Raw genomic sequence first — 20523 nt, forward strand, 5'->3', positions numbered from 1 at the left:
ATCGCGCGAGCCGCGGCGGCCACCCGGCGAGGCTCCGATGCCGCAGGCGGAATAGGATCATCGATCGTGGCGAAGAAATCCCAGACGTACGGCGTGAGCGGCAATCCGGCGAGGCGCGGCATCTCGCGCGCGGCGGCCTCGCCCACGGCGCGGCCCGTGACCGCGGGCGACTGGATCGGCGCGGCGCGCCTGCGCACGCTGCCCCTTGCGGTGGCCCCGGTCGTCATCGGAACGGGAGCAGCCCTCCTCGTCACCGACGTCTTCCACTGGGTGATCGCCCTGACCTGCCTGGCGGTGGCGGTCGCGCTGCAGATCGGCGTGAACTTCGCGAACGATTACAGCGACGGCATCCGGGGCACCGACGCCCATCGTGTCGGTCCCGCGCGCCTCACCGCGTCGGGCAGGGTCACGCCGCGTTCGGTGCTGATCGCCGCGCTGATCTTCTTCGGGATCGCGGCGATCGCCGGCATTGCGATCACCATCCGCACGCAGCAGTGGTGGTTCCTGCTGGTGGGAGCCGTCTGCATCGTCGCCGCGTGGTTCTACACGGGCGGCAAGCGTCCCTACGGCTACAACGCCCTCGGCGAGGTCTTCGTCTTCGTGTTCTTCGGCCTGGTGGCCACCCTCGGGACCACCTACGTGCAGGCGCTCGCCCTGCCGCAGGAGGCCTGGTTCGGCGCGATCGGTGCGGGCCTCCTCGCGTGCGCCGTGCTTCTGGCGAACAACCTGCGCGACATCGATCAGGATCGCCGCGTCGGCAAGCGCACGCTGACGGTGCTGATCGGCCGGCGCTGGACGCAGATCCTGTTCACGCTGTTCATTGTGCTCCCGATGGGAATCGCGGTGCTGCTCGCCGCCTTCTATCCGATCGCGTGGCTGGCGCTTCTCGCCCTGCTCGCGGGCGGCCCGGCCATCCTGATCGTGTGGACCTACCGCGACCCGCGCGAGCTCGTCACGGCTCTCGCTCTGACGTCGCTGACGTCGCTGGGCTACGCCGGCTTCCTCTTCTGGGCCTTCGCGGGCTGACTCCGCCCCGCCCCGCCCCGCCCCCCGTTCGTCGAGCGAGCGAAGCGAGTCGAGACGCCCCGAGCTTTCCGCAGGCGTCAGCCCCGCTGAGCCTCGTCGTTCGCGGCGTCCTCGAGCTCGTCCTCGAGCTCTCGCTCGGTCTTCGTCGAGCGCGCGGCGTCGCGGGCGGCGCGTCGGTTGGCCAGGGCGAGGGTGGCGTCGGCCAGCGGGCGGCGCAGGAAGAGCACCGAGACACTGAGGCCGATGAGGGCCGCGAACACGGCGGCGAGCCACCAGAGGTCGTGGAATGCCGGCAGCAGCATCATCAGCGCGAAGGGCACCAGGAACGCCGCGAGGCGCAGGACGGTGAACACGGCGAATGCGACGGCGGGCGAGTTCTTCACGATTCGAGTCTACGAAGAAGGCCTGAGAGCCTCCTCGCGAAGCGGCCGCGACCACAGCGGCCGCTTGCTTCGCTCGCAGAGGGGATAATCGAGAGATGACGCGTGTCCTGATCGTCCTCGGCATCGCCGCCGTCGTCTTCTGGGTGTTCAGCCTGGTCGATGTGGCGCTGCAGCCGCCCTCGCGCCACCGCGGGGTGTCGAAGGGCGCGTGGATCGCCATCGTCATCCTCATCCCCGTGCTCGGCGGTGTGCTCTGGTTCGCACTCGGGCGAGCGCGCCCGCAGGCGGGCCGTGTGGTCGCGCCCGACGACGACCCGCAGTTCCTGGGCACGCTGCGCGGCGCGAGCGATCAGGATGAGCGCATCCGGCTCCTCGAGGAGGAGCTCGCCCGGCTCGACGCCGAGGGCGACGACCCCACGCCCGAGCAGAAGCGGGGAGAGAAGCCGGCTCCGGATCAGGACGGTTCCGCACCGGACGGGCCCGGATCCGACGGAGCCCGCTGACGTGAGCGCGCTCGCGTCTCCCGCGACCGAGGCGGCCGCGGCGCTGCTCGACGAGCTCGCGGCCCTCGGCGTGCGGCACGTCGTTGTGAGCCCCGGGTCGCGCTCGCAGGCGCTCGCCCTCGCGGCCGCCGCGCTCGAGCGCACCGGGCGCATCCGGCTGCACGTGCGCATCGATGAGCGCGTCGCGGGCTTCACCGCGCTCGGCATCGGCCGCGAGACCGGGGTTCCGGCAGCGGTGATCTGTACCTCGGGAACGGCCGTCGGCAACCTGCTGCCCGCAGTGATGGAGGCACATCACGCGGGCGTGCCGCTGCTGCTGCTCACGGCCGACCGTCCTCCCGAGCTGCGGGGCGTGGGCGCGAATCAGGCCACGGCTCAGCCGGGCATCTTCGGATCCTTCACCCGCTTCTCCGCCGACGCGCCGGTTCCTGCGGGAGCCGCCGGCGAGACCGATGCGCAGCGCGAGCTGGCTCGCGAGGCGATGGCCGCCGCGTCGGCGCCGCACGCCGGCCCCGTGCACCTCAATCTGCCCTCCCGCGAACCGCTCGCCGGCGTGCTGCCCGGATGGTTCGCGGACGGCGAGACCCGGGCGGTCCCTGTCGAGCGGTCGGCCGCGGCCGGCCCCGCCCCGCACGCGGTGGCGCAGGGCCCCCGCACGGTCGTGATCGCGGGAGCCGATGCCGGCCCGGATGCCGAGCAGTTCGCGCACGAGGGATCCTTCCCGCTGATCGCCGAGATCGTCAGCGGATCGCGCTTCGGCCGCCACGTCGTGCACGGCTACCGCGCTCTGCTGCGGGAGCCGTCGCTGGGCGGCGAGATCGAGCGCGCCGTCGTCTTCGGGCATCCCACACTGAGCCGCGAGGTCGCGTCCCTGCTCTCGCGCGAGGACGTCGAGGTCATCGCCGTGCGGGGCCCGGGCGAGGATCTGGATCTGAACCACACGACCGCGCATGTCGACGCCCTCACGGTTGTGGGAGATCCGGATCGCGCGTGGCTCGGTGCGTGGATGCGGGCGTCGGCGGCGCGCGTGGTGGATCTGGACGCTCCGGCGCCGGATCTCGCGGGCCTGACCTCGAAGGATCCGCTCGCTCGTGCCCAGGCCAATCGCATCGAGCTCGCCGCCGTGCGTCGCGAGGTCGATCGCGAGCAGCTCGCGGCGGCGGTGTGGGCGGCGACGTGGCCGCACGACCGGCTGGTGTTCGGCTCGTCGCGGATCGTGCGCGTGGCCGACGCTGTGCTGCCGGGCAAGCGCGTGCCCGTGCACGCGAATCGTGGGCTCGCGGGTATCGACGGAACGGTCGCCACCGGCCTCGGCATCGCCCTCGCCGCGCAGGACGGGGCGCGTCCGGGCGTCACCCGCGTGCTGCTCGGAGACCTCACGCTGCTGCATGACGTCGGCGCCCTGCTGGTGCCCGCGTCCGAGGACGAGCCGCGCATCCAGCTCATCGTCGGCAACGACGGCGGCGGCACCATCTTCGACGGCCTGGAGGTCGCGCAGGTGGCTTCGCGCGACGACATGGAGCGCGTGCAGTACACGCCCCAGGTCGCCGACCTCGCGTCGCTCGCACGGGCCTACGGCTGGGAGCACACGCGCGTCACGACCCGCTCCGCACTGGATCAGGCGCTCATCGCGCCGGGCCGTCGCACGATCATCGAGGTGCCGCTGGAGCGCTGAGCCCGTGCGCTCGAGGGGTGGTGGTCACGAATCGCCGCGCGCCCTCTCGCCCGCCCGGCGTTTCCTGACCACGACTCGTGCCGTCAGAGGGTGGCCCGCAGGCGGGCCTTCTCGCCTTCCACATCGAAGTCCGCTGCGGGCCACTGGGGGTCGATGTCCTCCAGCACCTCAAGCAGCAGCTCCTGCACGGCCAGCCGCGCGTACCACTTGCGATTCGCTGGCACGACGAACCAGGGAGCCTGGTCGGTCGACGTACGGGTGAGGGCCACCTGGTACGCCTCCTGGTACTCGTCCCAGTGAGCGCGCTCGTCGACGTCGCCCGGGTTGTACTTCCAGTGCTTGTCCGGCCGGTCGAGGCGCTCCATCAGGCGCCTGCCCTGCTCCTCCGGCGAGATGTGCAGCATCACCTTCAGGATGCGCGTGCCTGAGTCGGCCACGCGCTGCTCGAACTCGGCGATCGCGTCGTAGCGGCGCTCGATCTCGGCGGGCTCCGCGAGTCGGCGCACGCGCCCGATGAGCACGTCCTCGTAGTGCGAGCGGTCGAACACGCCGATCAGGCCCGCGCCGGGCAGGCGCTTCTCGATGCGCCAGAGGAAGTCGTGCGACAGCTCCTCCTCGGTCGGAGCCTTGAACGCGGCCAGCTCGATGCCCTGCGGATCGACGCCGCCGACCACGTGGCGCACGACACCGCCCTTGCCCGCCGAGTCCATCGCCTGCAGCACCAGCAGCACCGCGTCCGTCGCCGTGCCGCCGCGACTGGCGGCGTAGAGGCGCTCCTGATACTCGGCCAGCTGCTCGAGCCCGCTCTTGAGGTCGAGCTTTCCGCTGACCTTGTCGCCGTCGTATCCCGGCGTCGCGTTCGGGTCGACATCCGCGAGCCGGAAGCCCTCTCCCACCCGCAGCACCGTGCGCGCATCATCCGTCCACCGGGTCTGGCTCTTCGCGATCATGCGCCATTCTGCCCGCGGGGGAGCGCCCCGGGTCAAGGGCTGTACTTCCCTCCTTTTCTGCGTCCGGCTCGAGTCGTTCGCTCCGGTCGTTCGTTCCGGTCGTGGTCAGAACTCGCCGTGCGGAGAGCGGCCCCTGCGGCGCGGCTCGACCAGGAGCTCGAGACGGGCGGGCGGGGCGGGGGCGCGCTGACTCGTCCCCAGGACGGATCCGGATCCGATCCGTCCCCGGATCCGGCGGACGGCGGATCCGTCGCACCCGCGTCGCCAGAGTGGGAAGATGCCCGCTCCAACGCCGCTGCCATCGGTCCTGGCTCCCGGTTTCACCGTCGATGACGCACGCGACGCCGGTGTGTCGGCAAGCCGGCTGCGCCGGAAAGACCTGGTTCCCCCCTTCCACGGCGCCCGCTCCCGCGGCGCACTGTCGGATGCGCAGAGGCTCGGGCTGCTGCTCGCCGTCGTACCTCTGCACGCCTGCGCCGCCGGTGCCACCGCCGCGCTCCTGCACGGGCTGCCCCTGCCGCCGGCGAGGGAGGCGGATGCCTTCGGTCGCCCCGTTCTGGCGGTGCCGGTCGGCGCGACTCGTGTGCGGCGTCCGGGCGTGAGGGGCTGCGTGCTCGACCTCGTCGGTGACGATGTGGTGCGCAGGCGCGGGGTGCGCACGCTCAGTGTCGCCCGCACCTGGGTGGACTTGTCGCGGCAGCTGGGGCTCGCCGACCTTGTGGCCGTGACCGACCGCATCCTCTCGCGCCGAGCGCCACTGCTCACGCGCGACGATCTGATGGCGATGGCCGAGCGCTTCGCCCGGACGCCGTACGCGAGGCTCCGCGCCGAGGCCCTCCGCCTCGCCGACGCGGGATCGGAGTCGCCGCAGGAGTCGTGGACGCGGGTCACGCTTGTGACGGCCGGGCTGCCCGCGCCGGAGTGCAACGTGGAGATCTGGGACGGCGACCGGATGATCGGTCGCGTCGACATGCTCTATCCCGCGCAGAAGCTCATCATCGAGTACCAGGGCGACCATCATCGCGACCCCGCGCAGTGGCGGGCCGACGAACTGCGGCGCGCCGAGCTGGAGGCGGCCGGCTACCGGGTGACGTACGTCACGGCGGCCGACCGCAGGGATCCTGCCCGACTCGTCGCGCGGATCCGTCGCCTCCTCGCCGCCCCGACTCGCCCGTAACGCACCCCGCGCCGTGGCGGGTCGCTGGGGGTCACGAACCGCCGCAGGCGCGGCGCCGGTGCGGCGAGTTGTGACCGCAAGCTCCGATTCGCACACTCGGCCCTGACGTACCTCGCGCGGCGACTCGTCGGGGGTCACGAACCGCCGGATGGGACGACTCCGGCGCGGCGAGTCCTGGCTACAGGACAGGATGCGCCGCCTCCGGTGCGGCGAGTCGTGACCACAAGCGCCGATTCGCGAACGCGGCCGTGACGCACCTCGCGCACCGGGTCGCTGCTGGTCATAAACCGCCGCAGGCGCGTACTCTCGCGCGGCGGGTCGCGACTACAAGACAGGATGCGCCGCCTCCGGTACGGCGAGTCGTGACCACAAGCGCCGATCCGCGGGCCTGGCGGTGGCGCGCCTCGCGCGGCGGGCCGTCGGGGGTCATGAACCGCCGTAGGCGCCGGCCCCGGTGCGGCGGGTGGCAGGCGGCACGAACCGCCGCAGGCGCCGGCCCCGGCCCGGCGAGTTGTGACCGCAAGCTCCGATTCGCGAACGCAGCCGTGACGCACCTCGCGCGGCCGAAGGCTGGGGTCATAAACCGCCGCAGGCGCGTACTCTCGCGCGGCGGGTCGCGACTACAAGACAGGATGCGCCGCCTCCGGTACGGCGAGTCGTGACCGCAAGCGCCGATCCGCGGGCCCGGTGGTGACGCGCCTGGCGCGGCGGGCGTCGGGGGTCATGAACCGCCGTAGGCGCCGGCCCCGGCGCGGCGGGTGGCAGGGGGCACGAACCGCTGCAGGCGCCGGCCCGGTGCGGCGGGTGGCAGGGGGCACGAACCGCCGCAGGCGCCCGCCCCGGTGCGGCGAGTTGTGACCACAAGCTCCGATTCGCGAACGCAGCCGCGACGCACCTCGCGCACCGGCTCGGTGGTGGTCATAAACCGCCGGAGGCACCGACTCCCGCGCGGCGGGTCGTGACCACATGACGGGAGGCGCCGACTCCGGCGCGACGGGTCGTGACCACATGACGGGAGGCGCCGACTCCGGTGCGGCGGGTAGTGACCACCAGCCCCGCGCCGCGGGAATCAGCCCGCCCGGAGCCAGCCGGCGAGGGTGAGCATCTCGGTGGCGAGGTCGGACGGGGTGCGGCCGTCGGTGGCGATCCGGATCGCGCCGGTCGCCTCGGCGTCGAGACGGCGGGCCGCGCGCTCGCTGCGATCGAGGTGCGCCTCGAGCGAAGAGCCGGTCTCCCGGCGTTCCAGTCGTGCGGTCGCGGTCGCGTCCGAGGAGACGAGCAGCACGGGGGTCGCACGCACCTCGCCGCCGAGAGCCTCGGACAGCGTGGGCACCTCGAGCACGCTGACGGTGTTCGTGAACAGCAGCTTCGCGTAGCCCAGCGCCCGGTAGTTGGCCCACATCGCCCGGAGGTTCCGGGCCGCGAGGTCGATCCCGGAGCGCCACGGCTGGGGATGTGCCTGGTCGAGGTTGTCGCCCTCGATGACCGCGTGCCGGATGTCTGCCGCCGCCAGGATCCGAGATGCCTCGAACGCGACGGTGGACTTGCCGACGCCCGAGCGGCCGCCGATGAAGATCACGTCCGTGGGCAGATCCGCGTGCATTCCCTCATCCTGGCGTGCGCGATCCGGTCCTGGCCAAGAAGCGCCGCGCAATGCGCAGCACCCGCGGCGTATCGTGACCACCACCCGCCGAGCGGCCCGGAGCCGGGCGCTCCTCCCGGTCTGCGACGCCTAGGCCCTCGAAGCGCCCATAGGCTGGCGGGGTGGGCACAAAGATCGTGATCGCACCCGACAGCTTCAAGGGCACCTGCGCCGCGGGCGACGCCGCGCGCGCCATCGCCGAGGGCTGGGCGAGCGTCCGTCCGGATGATCGCCTCGTGCTGCGCCCGATGGCCGACGGCGGCGAGGGCACGGTCGACGCGTTCGCCATCGCGATCCCCACCGCCGAGCGCATGCGCGTGCGGGTGACGGGCCCCGCCGGGCTGCCGGTCGACGCGAGCTGGCTGCTGCTGCCCGACGGCACCGGCGTCGTCGAGATCGCCTCGACGTCCGGTATCGAGCTGCTCCACAACGCCCTGCGTCCCCGCGACGCGTCGACTCTCGGCTTCGGTCAGGCGATTCGTGCGGCGCTCGATCACGGCGTCAAGCGCCTCATCCTGGGCATCGGATCGAGCGCCTCCACCGACGGCGGCATCGGCGCGCTCACCGCCCTCGGCGCACGCTTCACCGATGCGTACGACGTCTCGGTGCCGCCGGGAGCCGCCGGCTTCGAGGAGCTCGCCAAGGTCGACCTGACGCGCCTGCATCCGCTTCCGGAAGGAGGGGCCGTGGTGCTCACCGACGTCACCAATCCGCTCACCGGGCCGCGGGGCGCCGCCGCAGTCTTCGGGCCGCAGAAGGGTTTGGATCCGGATCAGATCGCCCGCGCGGACGAGGGACTGGCCCTGCTCGCGACCCTGCTGGGCGCCGATCCCGCCGCCCCCGGCGCGGGTGCGGCGGGCGGCACGGGCTACGGACTGCTCGCCTGGGGCGCACGTCTCGCGGGAGGCGCCGCCGAGATCGGCGAGCTCACCGGGCTGCCCGCGGCCGTCGCGGACGCCGCCGTCGTCATCACGGGCGAGGGCTCGTACGACGGCCAGTCGGCCGCCGGCAAGACGCCCGCCTACGTCGCCGCGCTCGCCCGCGAGGCGGGAGCGCGGGTCGCGGTGGTCGCCGGCCGCATCTCCGCCGACGCCGACACCCACGACCTCGACGCGGTCTCGCTGACCGCGCTCGCCGGATCCGCCGAGGCGGCGATGACCGACACCCAGGCCTGGCTGCGTGCCGCAGGCGCACAGCTGGCCGCGAACCACCGAGAGGGCGCCTGATGACGCTGACCAACTGGGCGGGCAATGTCCGCTTCCGCGCGACCGAGGTCGCCACGCCGTCCACGATCGACGAGGTGCGGGAGATCCTGAGCCGCCCCGGCAAGGTGCGAGCGCTCGGATCCGGGCACTCCTTCAACCTCATCGCCGACACGGACGCGACCCTGATCTCGACCGCGAAGCTGACGTCCGCGCCGGTCATCGACGAGGAGGCGCGCACGGTCACCGTGGGCGCCGGCACCCGCTACGGCGAGCTGGCGCCGCTGCTCGAGCAGCGCGGCTGGGCCCTGGCCAACCTGGCGTCGCTGCCGCACATCACGATCGCCGGATCGGTCGCCACCGGCACGCATGGGTCGGGCGACGGCGTCGGCACGCTCTCGTCGGCTGTCGCGGGCATCGAGCTCGTCACCGCCTCGGGCGAGGTGCGCAACCTGCGCCGCGGAGACCGCGAGTTCAACGGCGCCGTCGTCTCGCTCGGCGCCCTGGGCATCGTCACGCGCATCACACTCGACATCGAGCCGTCGTTCGAGGTGACACAGCGTGTGTTCACGAAGCTGCCGCTCGAGACCGCGCTCGAGAACTTCGACGCGATCATGAGCGCCGCGTACAGCGTGAGCATGTTCCTGCAGTGGACGGATCCGGACGTCGTCGACCAGGTGTGGACGAAGGCCCGCGACGAGCAGGTGCCCGTGCTTCCGGGCGACCCTGCTGCCGCGAGCGAGCGCATGCATCCGCTCGCCGGGGTCTCGGCCGAGGCGTGCACCGAGCAGCTGGGCCTGCCGGGCCGCTGGATGGATCGCCTGCCGCACTTCCGCCTCGACTTCACACCGTCCAACGGCGACGAGCTGCAGTCGGAGCTGCTGGTGCCGCGCCGCAACGCCGTGGAGGCGATCCGCACCCTCCGCACCCTCGCCGACGACATCGCGCCGCTCATCCAGGTGACCGAGGTGCGCTCGATGAAGGCCGACAAGCTCTGGCTGAGCCCGGCCTACCAGACCGACGCCATCGGGCTGCACTTCACGTGGAAGCAGGATCAGCCGGCCGTCGAAGCCGTCATCGCGAAGATCGAGGGTGCGCTGGCGCCGTTCGACCCGCGTCCGCACTGGGGCAAGCTCTCGCTCGCCCCCGTGCGCGACCTCGCCCGCGTCTGGCCGAAGCTCGGCGACTTCGCCGCGCTCGCCCGCGAGTTCGACCCCGAGGGTCGCTTCCGCAACGATCACCTCGCCTTCCTCGACGACCTCGGTCGCTGAGTCGCGCGCTGGGTGGGGCGCCTCACCCAACCGGTCGTTGAGCGAGCGGAGCGAGTCGAAACGGGTGCCATCGCTGCGGCGTTGAGTCGCTCGTCGCTTGGGGCGTCTCGACTCGGTCGTTCCTCCCTCGCTCGACGAGCGAGGGGGTGGGGTGGCTCACCCAGCCGGTCGTTGAGCGAGCGGAGCGAGTCGAAACGGGTGCCATCGCTGCGGCGTGGGGACGCTCGTCGCTTGGGGCGTCTCGACTCGGTCGTTCCTCCCTCGCTCGACGAGCGACGGGGTGGGGCGTCTCGACTCGGTCGTTCCTGCCTCGCTCGACGAGCGAGCGAGGGGGCTCAGGCCAGGGCGTCGACGATCGGGCGGAACTTGACGCGGGTCTCCAGCAGCTCCGCCTCGGGAACCGAGCCCGCGACGATGCCGCCGCCCGCGTGGGCGGTGACGCCCCGTACGGACTCGCCCGCCTCGCCGAACTGGGCGCAGCGCAGCGCGATCGCCCACTCGCCGTCGCCGGCCCCGTCGATCCAGCCCACGGGGCCGGCGTAGCGGCCGCGGTCGAAGGGCTCGATGCGGCGGATCAGCTGCATCGCCGCGCGGGTCGGTGTGCCCGCCACCGCGGCGGTGGGGTGCAGGGCGCGCACCATGTCGAGCGCGCTCGCCCCGTCCGACAGGGTGCCCTCCACGTCGGTGGCGAGGTGCCACAGGTTCGGGAGCTTGAGCGTGAACGGCGACTCGGCCGCGGCCAGGGCCGACGTGTGCGGGCGCAGCGCGTCGACGACCGAGCGCACGGCGTACTCGTGCTCGTCGATGTCCTTCGGGTTGGAGGCGAGGTCGGCGATGATCGCCGTGTCCTCGTCGGCGTCCGCGCCGCGGGGGCGCGTGCCCGCCAGCACGCGCGCGGTGACGTCGCCGCCGTGCACGGTCACGAGCGTCTCGGGGGAGGCCCCGATGATGCCCTCGATCGAGAAGGTCCAGGTGTCGGGGTAACCGCTTGCGAGCGCGCGGACGAGACGCCGCAGATCCGCGTCCACCGGGACGGTGCCCGTGATGTCGCGTGCGACCACGACCTTCCCGACCTCGCCGGCGTCGATGGCCGCCAGCGCCTGGCGCACCGCATCGCCGTGCGCGACCGGATCCATCCGCCCCGGCCCCAGCGTCGCCGACCAGTGCGATCCGTACTCGTCGACGATCGGATCGGGCGCGAACTCCGCCTGGCGCGCGTCGCGGATCCGGGTGATCCACGACCGTCCGCCGCGGCGTCCGAGGATCGTCGACGGCACCGTCAGCACCGAGTGCTCGGCCGAGGACTCGTCGAACGCGAACGCACCGAAGGCCACGAGCCCCGTGCCCGGCAGGCCGACCGGGTCATCCACGTCTGCGGCGTCGCAGACGGCGCGCCAGAACTCCGCGATGCGCGTCAGCCGGTCGGCGCCGGTCGCGTCGATCCGAAGCACCGCATCGCCCGCACCGACCATGCCGTCGCCACGGCGCTGCCACGCGAGGGGCCAGAGCCGCGAGGCGTACAGCAGCGGATCCTCAAGGTGCGCGACCTCCCTCGTCTCCACGATCAGGCGCGGTGCCCGTTCAGCCGCGGGAGGGAGAGCTTCTGACACCCATCCACCTTACGTCTGGCGGCCTGCGCACGACCTCCGGGCGCGGGCCCGCACCGCACGTAGGCTCGAGTCATGCCCCGCCCCGTTCCTGGAACCGCCCTCGATTTCATCTGGCGCAAGTGGGACGGCACCCCGCACTGGCATCACGAGGTCGTGTACCTCGGATCGGATGAGCACGGCGAGTGGGTCGGTCAGCGCATCGGAGCGCGCGCTTTCCGTCCCGGGCGCGAGGTGACCCTGTCCTCCGCCAGCGTGATGCTGCTGCCGGTCGACCGCCACGACTGGGTGCTGACCCTCAACGACGCGCCCGAGCTCACCCGCGTGTACATCGATGTCGCCTGGGACGTGCAGTGGCCCGATGACGGCCTGCCGACCGCGATCGACATGGATCTCGATGTCGTGCGCCGGCTCGACGAGCGCGGCGTCTACATCGACGACGAGGACGAATGGGCCGAGCACTCGGTGCAGATGGGCTATCCGGTCGAGGTCATGGCCGAGCTGGAGGCCACCGCCGCCGACCTGCATCGCCGCGTCGTCGCGCGCGAGAAGCCTTTCGACGACGAGACAGCCGACCACTGGCTGGGTGTGCTGTCCGACCTAGACTGAATACCATGAGTCGCGCCGCGCATCCCGAGCCCAACGGTCCTGGCAACCGTGCCGACCTCGGCAAGGATCCGGCCAGCGTCAGCGGGATGTTCGACCAGGTCGCCGCGCGCTACGACGTCACCAACACCGTGCTGAGCGTCGGCAACGACCAGCTGTGGCGGATCGCCACCACCCGCGCGGTCGCGCCGCGACCGGGGGAGCGCATCCTCGACCTCGCGGCGGGCACCGGGGCATCGTCCATCTCGCTCGCCCGCAGCGGCGCGCACGTCGTGGCCGCCGATTTCTCGCCCGGCATGATCGCGGAGGGCCGCCGCCGTCACCGCGACGTGCGCAACCTCGAGTTCGTCGAGGCCGACGCCACCGACCTGCCCTTCGACGACGATCAGTTCGACGCGGTCACCATGTCGTTCGGCCTGCGCAACGTGAAGCGCCCGAAGAAGGCTCTCGCCGAGCTGCTGCGCGTCACCAAGCCGGGCGGCCGCCTCGTGATCTGCGAGTTCTCGCACCCGCCGCAGCCCGCCATCCGCAGCGCCTACCGCTTCTACAACGACCGCATCCTGCCGCGCATCGCGCGCGCGGTGAGCTCGAACACCGAGGCGTACGACTACCTCAACGAGTCGATCAAGACGTGGCCCGATCAGAAGACGCTCGCCGACTGGATCCGTGAGGTCGGCTGGTCGCAGGTCGCCTTCCGCGATCTCACCTTCGGCATCGTGGCGCTGCATCGCGCGGTCAAGCCGGTCGTCAACCCCGTCTCGGGCGAGAAGCCCGCCGATAGGCTGGACTCGTGACCTCTCGATCTACAGCCGACTCGTCGATGGCGAGCCGATTCGGCCTCAGCGAGCGCGTTTTCGCCGGGCCCGGATCGAAGCGCCTGATCGCGACGATCGAGGCCGGTCTCGAGACGGTCGAGACGCGACTGGCCGAAGAGCTGCGATCCACCGACGCCCTCGTCGACGCCACAAGCCGCTACCTGTATGAGGCGGGTGGCAAGCGGGTGCGTCCGATGCTCGCGCTGCTCGCCGCCCAGCTGGGCGATGGCGCCACCGAGCAGGTCGTCGATGCCGCCTCGGCGCTCGAGCTCACGCACCTCGGCTCGCTGTACCACGACGACGTCATGGACGGAGCCGACCGCCGCCGCGGCGTCGCCAGCGCGCACCAGGTGTGGGGCAACAGCATCGCGATCCTCACGGGCGACCTGCTCTTCTCGCGGGCCAGCCAGATCATGGCGCACCTCGGCGAGCGCGCGATGGCGCTGCAGGCCGACACCTTCGAGCGTCTGGTGCTCGGGCAGATGCACGAGACCATCGGCGCGCAGCCGTCTGACGATCCGATCGAGTTCTACATCCAGGTGCTGGCCGACAAGACCGGATCCCTCATCGCCGCCTCCGTGCAGGCCGGGGCGATCTTCTCGAACGCCGAGGTGCGGTACCACGAGCCGCTGCGCGTCTACGGCGAGAAGGTCGGGGTGGCCTTCCAACTCCTCGACGACGTGATCGACCTCTCGGCCGACCCCGAGGAGACGGGGAAGGTGCCCGGCACCGACCTGCGCGCGGGCGTGCCGACGATGCCCTACCTGCTGCTCGCGGCCGACCCGTCCGCGCAGGCGCAGGAGCTCGTGGGTCGCATCGACGCCGGTGTGGCCCGCATCGCCGAGGGGGAGGACCCCTCGATCCTCGACGCACCTCTTGCCGAACTGCGCGATCACGCCGCGACCGCGCGCACCCGCGAGCTCGCGCTCACGTGGACGCGCGAGGCCATCGCGGCCCTTGCCCCTCTGCCCGCCGGGCCCCTCGGCGGCGGCGTGCGCGAGGCGCTCACCCGATTCGCCGAGTCGCTCGTCGATCGCAGCAGCTGACCCAGACGAAAGGCAGCACTTGACCAAGCTCCGCCTGGCCATCGTGGGAGCCGGCCCCGCCGGCATCTACGCCGCCGACATCCTCCTCAAGACCGAGAAGAAGTTCGATGTCTCGATCGACCTCTTCGAGCACCTCCCCGCGCCCTACGGGCTCGTGCGCTACGGCGTCGCGCCCGACCACCCGCGCATCAAGGGTGTGATCGGCGCGCTGCGCGAGGTGCTCGACCGCGGCGACATCCGTCTCTTCGGCAACGTGCGCTTCGGCGAGGACATCACGCTCGACGACCTCAAGCGCCACTACAACGCGGTCATCTTCGCGACGGGCGCCGTGCGCGACGCCGACCTGCACATCCCCGGTATCGACGCCGAGGGCTCGTTCGGCGCCGCCGACTTCGTGAGCTGGTTCGACGGGCACCCGGATGTGCCGCGCGAGTGGCCGCTCACCTCGCCCTCGGTGGGCGTCATCGGCAACGGCAACGTGGCGCTGGATGTCGCCCGCATCCTGGCAAAGCATGCCATCGATCTGCTGCCGACCGAGGTTCCGCAGAACGTCTACGAGCTGCTCGAGGCGTCGCCGGTCACCGACGTGCACGTCTTCGGCCGGCGCGGTCCCGCGCAGGTGAAGTTCACGCCGCTGGAGCTGCGCGAGCTCGGCGAACTGCGCGATGTCGACATGGTCGTCTACGACGAGGACTTCGACTACGACGAGGCCTCGCGGGCGGCGATCGAGACCAACAAGCAGGTCAAGGTCATCGATCGGGTGCTGCAGTCGTGGCGTCAGCGCGACTCGGTCAACAATGCGGGCGGCACGGCCTCGCGCCGGTTGCACCTGCACTTCTGGGCGAAGCCCGTCGAGGTGCGCACGGGCGCCGACGGCCGCGTCGAGGCCCTGGTGTACGAGCGCACGCGACCGGATGGCCAGGGCGGCGTGGTCGGCACCGGCGAGCTGCGCGAGGTGCCGATGGGACAGCTCTACCGCGCCGTGGGCTACTTCGGGTCGCCCCTGCCCGGCGTGCCGTTCGACGAGCGCCACGGCGTCATCCCGAACCACGAGGGCCAGGTGCTGTCGCAGGACTCGAACGACCGCATCCCGGGCATGTACGCGACGGGCTGGATCAAGCGTGGCCCCGTGGGCCTCATCGGCCACACGAAGTCCGACGCGATGGAGACCATCCAGCACCTCGTCAACGACCAGGGCTCCTGGTGGCAGCCGGCGGATCCGTCCGACGACGCGATCCCTGCGCTCCTCGCCGAGCGCGGCGTCGCGTGGACGGATCTCGAAGGCTGGCACCGTCTCGACGAGCACGAGGTGTCGCTCGGCGCGCCGCAGAACCGGGCCCGCATCAAGGTCGTCCCCCGCGAGGAGATGGTGCGGGTCTCGCGCGGCGAGTGACGCCTCCCGCCATGGGGACTTCACCCCGCTGACGGGGCGTCGGGGCGGGGGACAGGATGGGCGGACACCTCCCGAGCATCGGAGTCTCCGTCATGGCCATCACGACCACCGTCCCCACCTCGCTGCGGCGATCCGTCTCGAACACCCTCAAGGGCTCGGCCGGCAATCTCGTCGAGTGGTACGACGTGTACGTCTACTCGGTGTTCGCGAGCTACTTCGAGAAGCAGTTCTTCGCGGGTGACGAGGCGAACTCGACGATCTACATCTGGGCGATCTTCGGCGTCACGTTCCTCATGCGCCCCGTCGGCTCGTGGTTCTTCGGACGATTCGCGGATCGGCGGGGCCGTCGTCTCGCGCTGACCGTGTCGGTGTCGCTCATGGCCCTCTGCTCGGCCGTGGTCGCGCTGACCCCCACCGCGGCGAGCATCGGCGGCTGGGCCCTGGTGATCCTGACCCTCGCCCGGCTGCTGCAGGGCTTCGCCACCGGCGGCGAGTACGGCACGAGCGCCACCTACATGTCCGAGGCGGCCATGCCCGGCCGGCGGGGCTTCCTGTCGTCGTTCCAGTACGTGACGCTCGTCGGCGGCCACGTGCTGGCCCAGCTGACGCTGCTGATCATGGTGCTCACGCTCTCGCCCGAGCAGATCTCCGAGTGGGGCTGGCGCGTCGCCTTCGGCATCGGCGGCGTCGCGGCCGTGGTGGTGTTCTGGCTGCGCCGCACGATGGACGAGTCGCTGCGCGACGACACCATCGCCGCGGCCAAGGGCAGCCGCGGATCCGGCTCCATGCGCGAGCTGCTTGTGCACCAATGGCGTCCGCTGCTGCTGGTCTTCCTCATCACGATGGGCGGCACGGTCGCGTTCTACACGTACTCGGTCAACGGCCCCGCGATCGTGAAGGCGTCGTTCGCGGGGGAGGACGTGGTGGCGGGCACGATCGTCAACCTCATCGCGCTGACGGGCCTGATGCTGCTGCAGCCGGTGGGCGGCTGGGTCGCCGACATCGTCGGACGCAAGACGCTGCTGGTGTTCTTCGGCATCGGCGGCGTGCTCTACACGTGGTTCCTGATCACGGCGCTGCCCGCGCAGGAGAGCCCCGTCATCGCCTTCCTGATCCTGTTCGGCGGCTTCATCATCCTGACCGGCTACACCTCGATCAACGCGGTGGTGAAGGCGCAGCTCTTCCCCACCCACATCCGGGCGCTGGGCGTCGGGTTCGGGTACGCCCTGGCGAACTCGGTGTTCGGTGGAACCGCCCCGCTGCTCTTCCAGGCGGCCTCGGCCGCGGACCGGGTGCCGCTGTTCATCGTGTACGTCACGATCGCGATCGGCGCCTCGCTGGTGGTCTATCTGCTGTTCCTGAAGAACCGCGCGCCGAACTGGATCGACGACGAGGTCGCGATGCAGGAGGCGCAGGATGTGCGCCTCGCGGCGCGCCAGGACGCGCGGGTGCGCTGAATTCGTGTTTCCGCGTGGTTCCGCCCGAGGAAGCGCTTTCACGGGTGTGACCGTGCGCATCCCGCTTGACGGCCCGGGACGCGCGGGGGCTATCATCCATTTGAACCGTTTCAAATCTGACGGATCTCAAGGAAGAGAGCCCCTGCGTCATGGTCGTCGCACCCCCCGAATCGCCGGTCCCGGCTGATCCGCCGTCCTCCCCGGCTTCGCCCCTGCTCGAGCTGACCGACGTCGCCAAGGCCTTCGGCGCGGTCGTCGCCCTGCGCTCGGGCAGCCTCGCGCTGCATCGCGGGTCGATCCACGCCCTGATCGGCGAGAACGGCGCGGGCAAGTCCACGCTCGTGAAGATCATCGCCGGCCTGTATCAGCGCGACTCGGGCGGGTTCACGCTCGACGGCGACGAGGTCGACTTCGCCAGCACGGCGCAGTCGAAGGCCGCCGGCATCGCGGTGATCTACCAGGAGCCGACGCTCTTCCCCGACCTCTCGGTCGTCGAGAACATCTTCATGGGGCGTCAGCCCACCACCCGCACGGGCGGCATCGACCGCCGCGCCATGCGCGAGGAGGCCGTGGCGATCTTCGACCGCCTCGGTGTGCGGATCGATCCGGATCGCGTCACGGACGGACTCTCGATCGCCGACCAGCAGATCATCGAGATCGCCAAGGCCATCTCACTCGACGCGCGTGTGCTCATCATGGACGAGCCCACCGCCGCCCTCTCGGGAGTCGAGGTCGAGCGCCTGTTCGCCGTCGCACGGAGCCTGCGCGACGAGGGCCGAGCGCTGATGTTCATCTCGCACCGCTTCGACGAGGTGTTCGCGCTGTGCGACACCGTGACCGTGATGCGCGACGGCGCCTACGTCGCGACCACGCCGATCTCGGAGACCACGGTCGACGCGCTCGTGCGTCAGATGGTGGGGCGCGACGTGACCGACCTGTTCCCGAAGCTCGAGGCGCAGATCGGCGACGTGGTGCTCGAGGTCGAGGGGCTGAGCCGCCGCGGAGTGTTCCGCGACATCACGTTCCAGCTGCGCGCGGGAGAGATCGTGGGACTGGCAGGCCTCGTCGGCGCCGGCCGCAGCGAGGTCGCCCGAGCCGTCTTCGGCGTGGACCGCTACGACTCGGGCTCGGTGCGCCTGTCGGGTCGCGCGCTTCCCAAGGGCGACGTGCGGGCCGCCACCGCCCGCGGCGTCGCGCTGGTGCCCGAGGACCGTCGCAAGCAGGGCCTTGTGCTCGACCAGAGCGTCACCCGCAACACCGCGCTGGCGATCCGCAGCCGCCTCTCGAGGTGGGGTCTGCTGTGGGAGTCGCGCGAGACCGCCGCCTCGCGCGAGTGGGCCAGCCGCCTCGAGGTGAAGACCAGCGCGCTGGACACCGAGGTCGGAACCCTCTCGGGCGGAAACCAGCAGAAGGTCGTGCTGGGCAAGTGGCTCGCCACGCACCCCAGCGTGCTGATCGTCGATGAGCCCACCCGCGGCATCGACGTGGGCACCAAGTCGGAGGTGCACCGGCTGCTCTCGCAGCTCGCCCAGGAGGGCCTGGCGATCCTCATGATCTCGTCCGAGCTGCCGGAGGTGCTCGGCATGGCCGACCGCGTGCTCGTGATGCGCGAGGGTCGGATCACCGGCGAGTTCTCGCGCGCGGAAGCGACCCCGGAGAACGTCATGACCGCCGCGACAGCAGAGGCGGCCGCCTGATGCGCATCCTGAAGTCCCTGCTCACCGCGCGCGAGACGGGCATCCTGCTCGCGCTGATCCTGGTGATCGTCGCCGCGACCGTGGCGAACCCGTCGTTCGTCTTCTCGCGCGACGGGTCGCGCGACCTGCTGCTGACGCCCTCGCTGCTGCTGCTGGTGGCCGTCGGCCAGGCCGTGGTGATCATCACGCGCAACGTCGACCTGTCGGTGGGCTCGGTCGTGGGTCTCACCGCCTACCTGACCGGGCGCCTGTTCATCGACGTACCCGGCATCCCGCCGATCGTGGTGTTCCTCGCGGGCGGCCTGCTGGGCGCGCTGCTCGGGCTCGTCAACGGCGCGCTCGTCGCCTACGCGAAGGTGCCCGCACTCGTGATCACCCTCGGCACGATGTACATCTACCGCGGCATCAACATCGCGTGGACCGGATCCGACCGGATCAACGCGTCGGATCTGCCGAAGGACTTCCGCGGTCTCGGCACCGGCATGTTCCTTGGGCTGCCGTACCTGACTCTCATCGCCTTCGCGGTGCTGATCGTCGCGGCCTGGTACCTGCACACCCGCCGCTCGGGCCGCGAGCTCTACGCGATCGGATCCGACCCCGCCGCCGCGCACCTGTACGGTCTGCCGGTCACGAACCGCGTGCTGATGGCGTTCCTCGTCTCGGGCGCGCTGTCGGGCTTCGCGGGGGTGCTGTTCGCCGCCCGCTACGGCACCGTGGCCTCCAACGCCGGCACGGGCTGGGAGCTGCAGGCCATCGGCGCGGCCGTCATCGGCGGCGTGGCCATGGCGGGCGGCGCGGGAACCGTGTGGGGAGCCGCCGTCGGCGCCTTCCTGCTGCTCACCATCAACCGGGCGCTGCCCATCATCGGCATCGACGACTTCTGGCAGCAGGCCGTGGTCGGCGCGCTGATCATCGGCGCCATCGTGCTCGACCGCGTGCTGGCCGTGCGCCGGCACCGCAAGCTCATCGCCGAGCGAGAGGACCACCGCTGATGTCCGCACCGGCCACCACCGTCGTCGGCACGGCCACCCCGGCCCACGCCCACCCGCTCTGGCGCCGCTGGCTGTTCACCCGCGAGGCCGCGATCATCGCGCTGCTCGTGATCGTGATCGTCTATGCGCTCGCAACCGTGCGCAACTTCGGCAGCCCGCTGACGCTCACCTACCTGCTGCGCGACACCGCGCCGATCCTGCTCATCGCCCTGCCGATGACCCTCGTCATCGTGACCGAGGAGATCGACCTCTCGGTCGCCTCGATCCTGGGACTGTCGAGCGTGCTGACCGGCGTGCTGACCCAGGCCGGGGCTCCGTTCCCGCTCGCGGCTCTCGTCGCGATCGTGGCCGGTGCGGTGTGCGGCGTCGTCAACGGATTCCTCGTGACCGTGGTGGGGCTGCCCTCGCTGGCCGTCACCATCGGCACGCTCGCGCTGTTCCGCGGCATCGCCGTGGGCCTGCTGGGCACAACGGCGATCACGGAGTTCCCCGAGGAGTGGACGGATCTCGCGAAGGCGCTGATCCCCGGCACCCCGATCCCGGTGATCATGATCCCGTTCGCGATTCTCGCGATCGTGTTCGCGGTGCTGCTGCACTTCACGCCCTTCGGGCGGGCGCTGTACGCCATCGGCCTCTCGAAGGAGGCGGCACACTTCTCTGGCATCGACGTGGCGAAGACGAAGTTCACGCTGTTTGTGCTCTCGGGAGCCGTCTCGGGCTTCGCCGGCGTCTACTTCACGCTGCTCTACAGCAACGCGCGCGGCGACAACGCCACCGGCATGGAGCTGCAGATCATCGCGGCCGTGCTGCTCGGCGGCGTCTCGATCTTCGGCGGACGCGGCGCCCTCCACGGCGTCATCGCGGGCGTGCTGCTGATCGGCACGCTCGGCAGCGCGCTGCGCCTCGCGGGCGTCAGCGGCGAGGTCATCAACATCATCACCGGCGTGCTGCTGATCCTGTCCGTCGTGTCGGCCGCGGTGCTCGCATGGGCACGCGGACGCCGGATCGCCCTCATCGGACGGCGACGTCTGCGCACCGCGCGCGCCGCCGGATCCGCCTCGAAACCCCTGCAGTAACCCCA

At 71.5% G+C, this 20523-nt stretch carries 18 protein-coding genes; 14 read left to right on the plus strand and 4 right to left on the minus strand.

The features are described 5' to 3' along the window. The first annotated feature begins 66 nt into the window (after positions 1 to 66). Positions 67 to 1026, plus strand: coding sequence for a 1,4-dihydroxy-2-naphthoate polyprenyltransferase (locus J5V96_RS06125; protein WP_372439930.1), 960 nt, complete (start codon positions 67 to 69; stop codon positions 1024 to 1026). A gap of 77 nt (positions 1027 to 1103) precedes the next feature. Here the strand turns inward: J5V96_RS06125 and J5V96_RS06130 are convergent, their stop codons facing one another. Next, positions 1104 to 1409 carry a DUF4229 domain-containing protein gene (locus tag J5V96_RS06130; RefSeq protein WP_307793539.1) on the minus strand — a complete coding sequence of 102 codons (306 nt, stop codon included), beginning with the start codon at positions 1407 to 1409 and terminating at the stop codon, positions 1104 to 1106. A 95-nt stretch (positions 1410 to 1504) separates the two neighbouring features. Between J5V96_RS06130 and J5V96_RS06135 the strand changes: the two genes are divergently transcribed. Both J5V96_RS06135 and menD read left to right on the plus strand, forming a co-directional pair. Beyond that, positions 1505 to 1912, plus strand: a complete 408-nt coding sequence (locus tag J5V96_RS06135; RefSeq protein ID WP_236014531.1) for a PLD nuclease N-terminal domain-containing protein — start codon at positions 1505 to 1507, stop codon at positions 1910 to 1912. 1 nt (position 1913) lies between these two features. Then, a complete protein-coding gene (menD, locus tag J5V96_RS06140) occupies positions 1914 to 3587 on the plus strand; it encodes a 2-succinyl-5-enolpyruvyl-6-hydroxy-3-cyclohexene-1-carboxylic-acid synthase (protein WP_307793540.1) in 1674 nt (557 codons plus the stop codon). Positions 3588 to 3670: 83 nt separating this feature from the next. Here the strand turns inward: menD and J5V96_RS06145 are convergent, their stop codons facing one another. After that, positions 3671 to 4537 (minus strand): PPK2 family polyphosphate kinase, encoded by an 867-nt coding sequence (locus J5V96_RS06145; protein WP_208501755.1) that lies wholly within the window; start codon positions 4535 to 4537, stop codon positions 3671 to 3673. Positions 4538 to 4814: 277 nt separating this feature from the next. Here J5V96_RS06145 and J5V96_RS06150 point away from each other — a divergent pair, with 277 nt between their 5' ends. Further along, positions 4815 to 5714: an endonuclease domain-containing protein gene (locus J5V96_RS06150; RefSeq protein WP_208501756.1), complete on the plus strand. Its 900-nt coding sequence runs from the start codon at positions 4815 to 4817 to the stop codon at positions 5712 to 5714. A 1069-nt stretch (positions 5715 to 6783) separates the two neighbouring features. Here J5V96_RS06150 and J5V96_RS06155 read toward each other — a convergent pair. After that, entirely contained in the window at positions 6784 to 7317 is a 534-nt protein-coding gene (locus J5V96_RS06155) for an adenylyl-sulfate kinase (protein ID WP_208501758.1), read from the minus strand. Between the two features lie 161 nt (positions 7318 to 7478). Between J5V96_RS06155 and J5V96_RS06160 the strand changes: the two genes are divergently transcribed. Both J5V96_RS06160 and J5V96_RS06165 read left to right on the plus strand, forming a co-directional pair. Further along, a complete protein-coding gene (locus J5V96_RS06160) occupies positions 7479 to 8582 on the plus strand; it encodes a glycerate kinase (RefSeq protein WP_208501760.1) in 1104 nt (367 codons plus the stop codon). After that, positions 8582 to 9829, plus strand: coding sequence for an FAD-binding protein (locus J5V96_RS06165; RefSeq protein ID WP_208501762.1), 1248 nt, complete (start codon positions 8582 to 8584; stop codon positions 9827 to 9829). The genes J5V96_RS06160 and J5V96_RS06165 overlap by 1 nt, the downstream gene beginning before the upstream one ends. Positions 9830 to 10164: 335 nt before the next feature. Here J5V96_RS06165 and J5V96_RS06170 read toward each other — a convergent pair whose 3' ends face one another. Next, a complete protein-coding gene (locus tag J5V96_RS06170) occupies positions 10165 to 11439 on the minus strand; it encodes an isochorismate synthase (protein ID WP_307793541.1) in 1275 nt (424 codons plus the stop codon). A 72-nt stretch (positions 11440 to 11511) separates the two neighbouring features. Here J5V96_RS06170 and J5V96_RS06175 point away from each other — a divergent pair, with 72 nt between their 5' ends. The 8 genes from J5V96_RS06175 to J5V96_RS06210 all read left to right on the plus strand — a co-directional run bounded on the left by J5V96_RS06175 (position 11512) and on the right by J5V96_RS06210 (position 20518). Next, positions 11512 to 12045 (plus strand): DUF402 domain-containing protein, encoded by a 534-nt coding sequence (locus J5V96_RS06175; RefSeq protein ID WP_208501766.1) that lies wholly within the window; start codon positions 11512 to 11514, stop codon positions 12043 to 12045. Between the two features lie 5 nt (positions 12046 to 12050). Next, positions 12051 to 12836: a demethylmenaquinone methyltransferase gene (locus J5V96_RS06180; RefSeq protein WP_208501768.1), complete on the plus strand. Its 786-nt coding sequence runs from the start codon at positions 12051 to 12053 to the stop codon at positions 12834 to 12836. A gap of 26 nt (positions 12837 to 12862) precedes the next feature. Then, positions 12863 to 13903, plus strand: coding sequence for a polyprenyl synthetase family protein (locus J5V96_RS06185; protein WP_208502419.1), 1041 nt, complete (start codon positions 12863 to 12865; stop codon positions 13901 to 13903). Between the two features lie 19 nt (positions 13904 to 13922). Continuing rightward, positions 13923 to 15296 carry an FAD-dependent oxidoreductase gene (locus tag J5V96_RS06190; RefSeq protein WP_208501770.1) on the plus strand — a complete coding sequence of 458 codons (1374 nt, stop codon included), beginning with the start codon at positions 13923 to 13925 and terminating at the stop codon, positions 15294 to 15296. A 92-nt stretch (positions 15297 to 15388) separates the two neighbouring features. Further along, on the plus strand, positions 15389 to 16753 hold the full coding sequence (locus J5V96_RS06195; protein WP_236014532.1) for an MFS transporter: 1365 nt from the start codon (positions 15389 to 15391) through the stop codon (positions 16751 to 16753). Positions 16754 to 16902: 149 nt separating this feature from the next. Continuing rightward, on the plus strand, positions 16903 to 18450 hold the full coding sequence (locus tag J5V96_RS06200; RefSeq protein ID WP_208501774.1) for a sugar ABC transporter ATP-binding protein: 1548 nt from the start codon (positions 16903 to 16905) through the stop codon (positions 18448 to 18450). Beyond that, positions 18450 to 19442: an ABC transporter permease gene (locus J5V96_RS06205; protein ID WP_208501776.1), complete on the plus strand. Its 993-nt coding sequence runs from the start codon at positions 18450 to 18452 to the stop codon at positions 19440 to 19442. The genes J5V96_RS06200 and J5V96_RS06205 overlap by 1 nt, the downstream gene beginning before the upstream one ends. Further along, the gene (locus J5V96_RS06210; protein WP_208501778.1) at positions 19442 to 20518 is read left to right on the plus strand and encodes an ABC transporter permease; all 1077 of its coding nucleotides are present in this window, start codon (positions 19442 to 19444) and stop codon (positions 20516 to 20518) included. Before J5V96_RS06205 ends, J5V96_RS06210 begins: the two co-directional genes overlap by 1 nt. The last annotated feature ends 5 nt before the right edge of the window (positions 20519 to 20523 follow it).

Source organism: Microbacterium stercoris (assembly GCF_017592545.1).
Lineage (GTDB): Bacteria > Actinomycetota > Actinomycetes > Actinomycetales > Microbacteriaceae > Microbacterium > Microbacterium stercoris.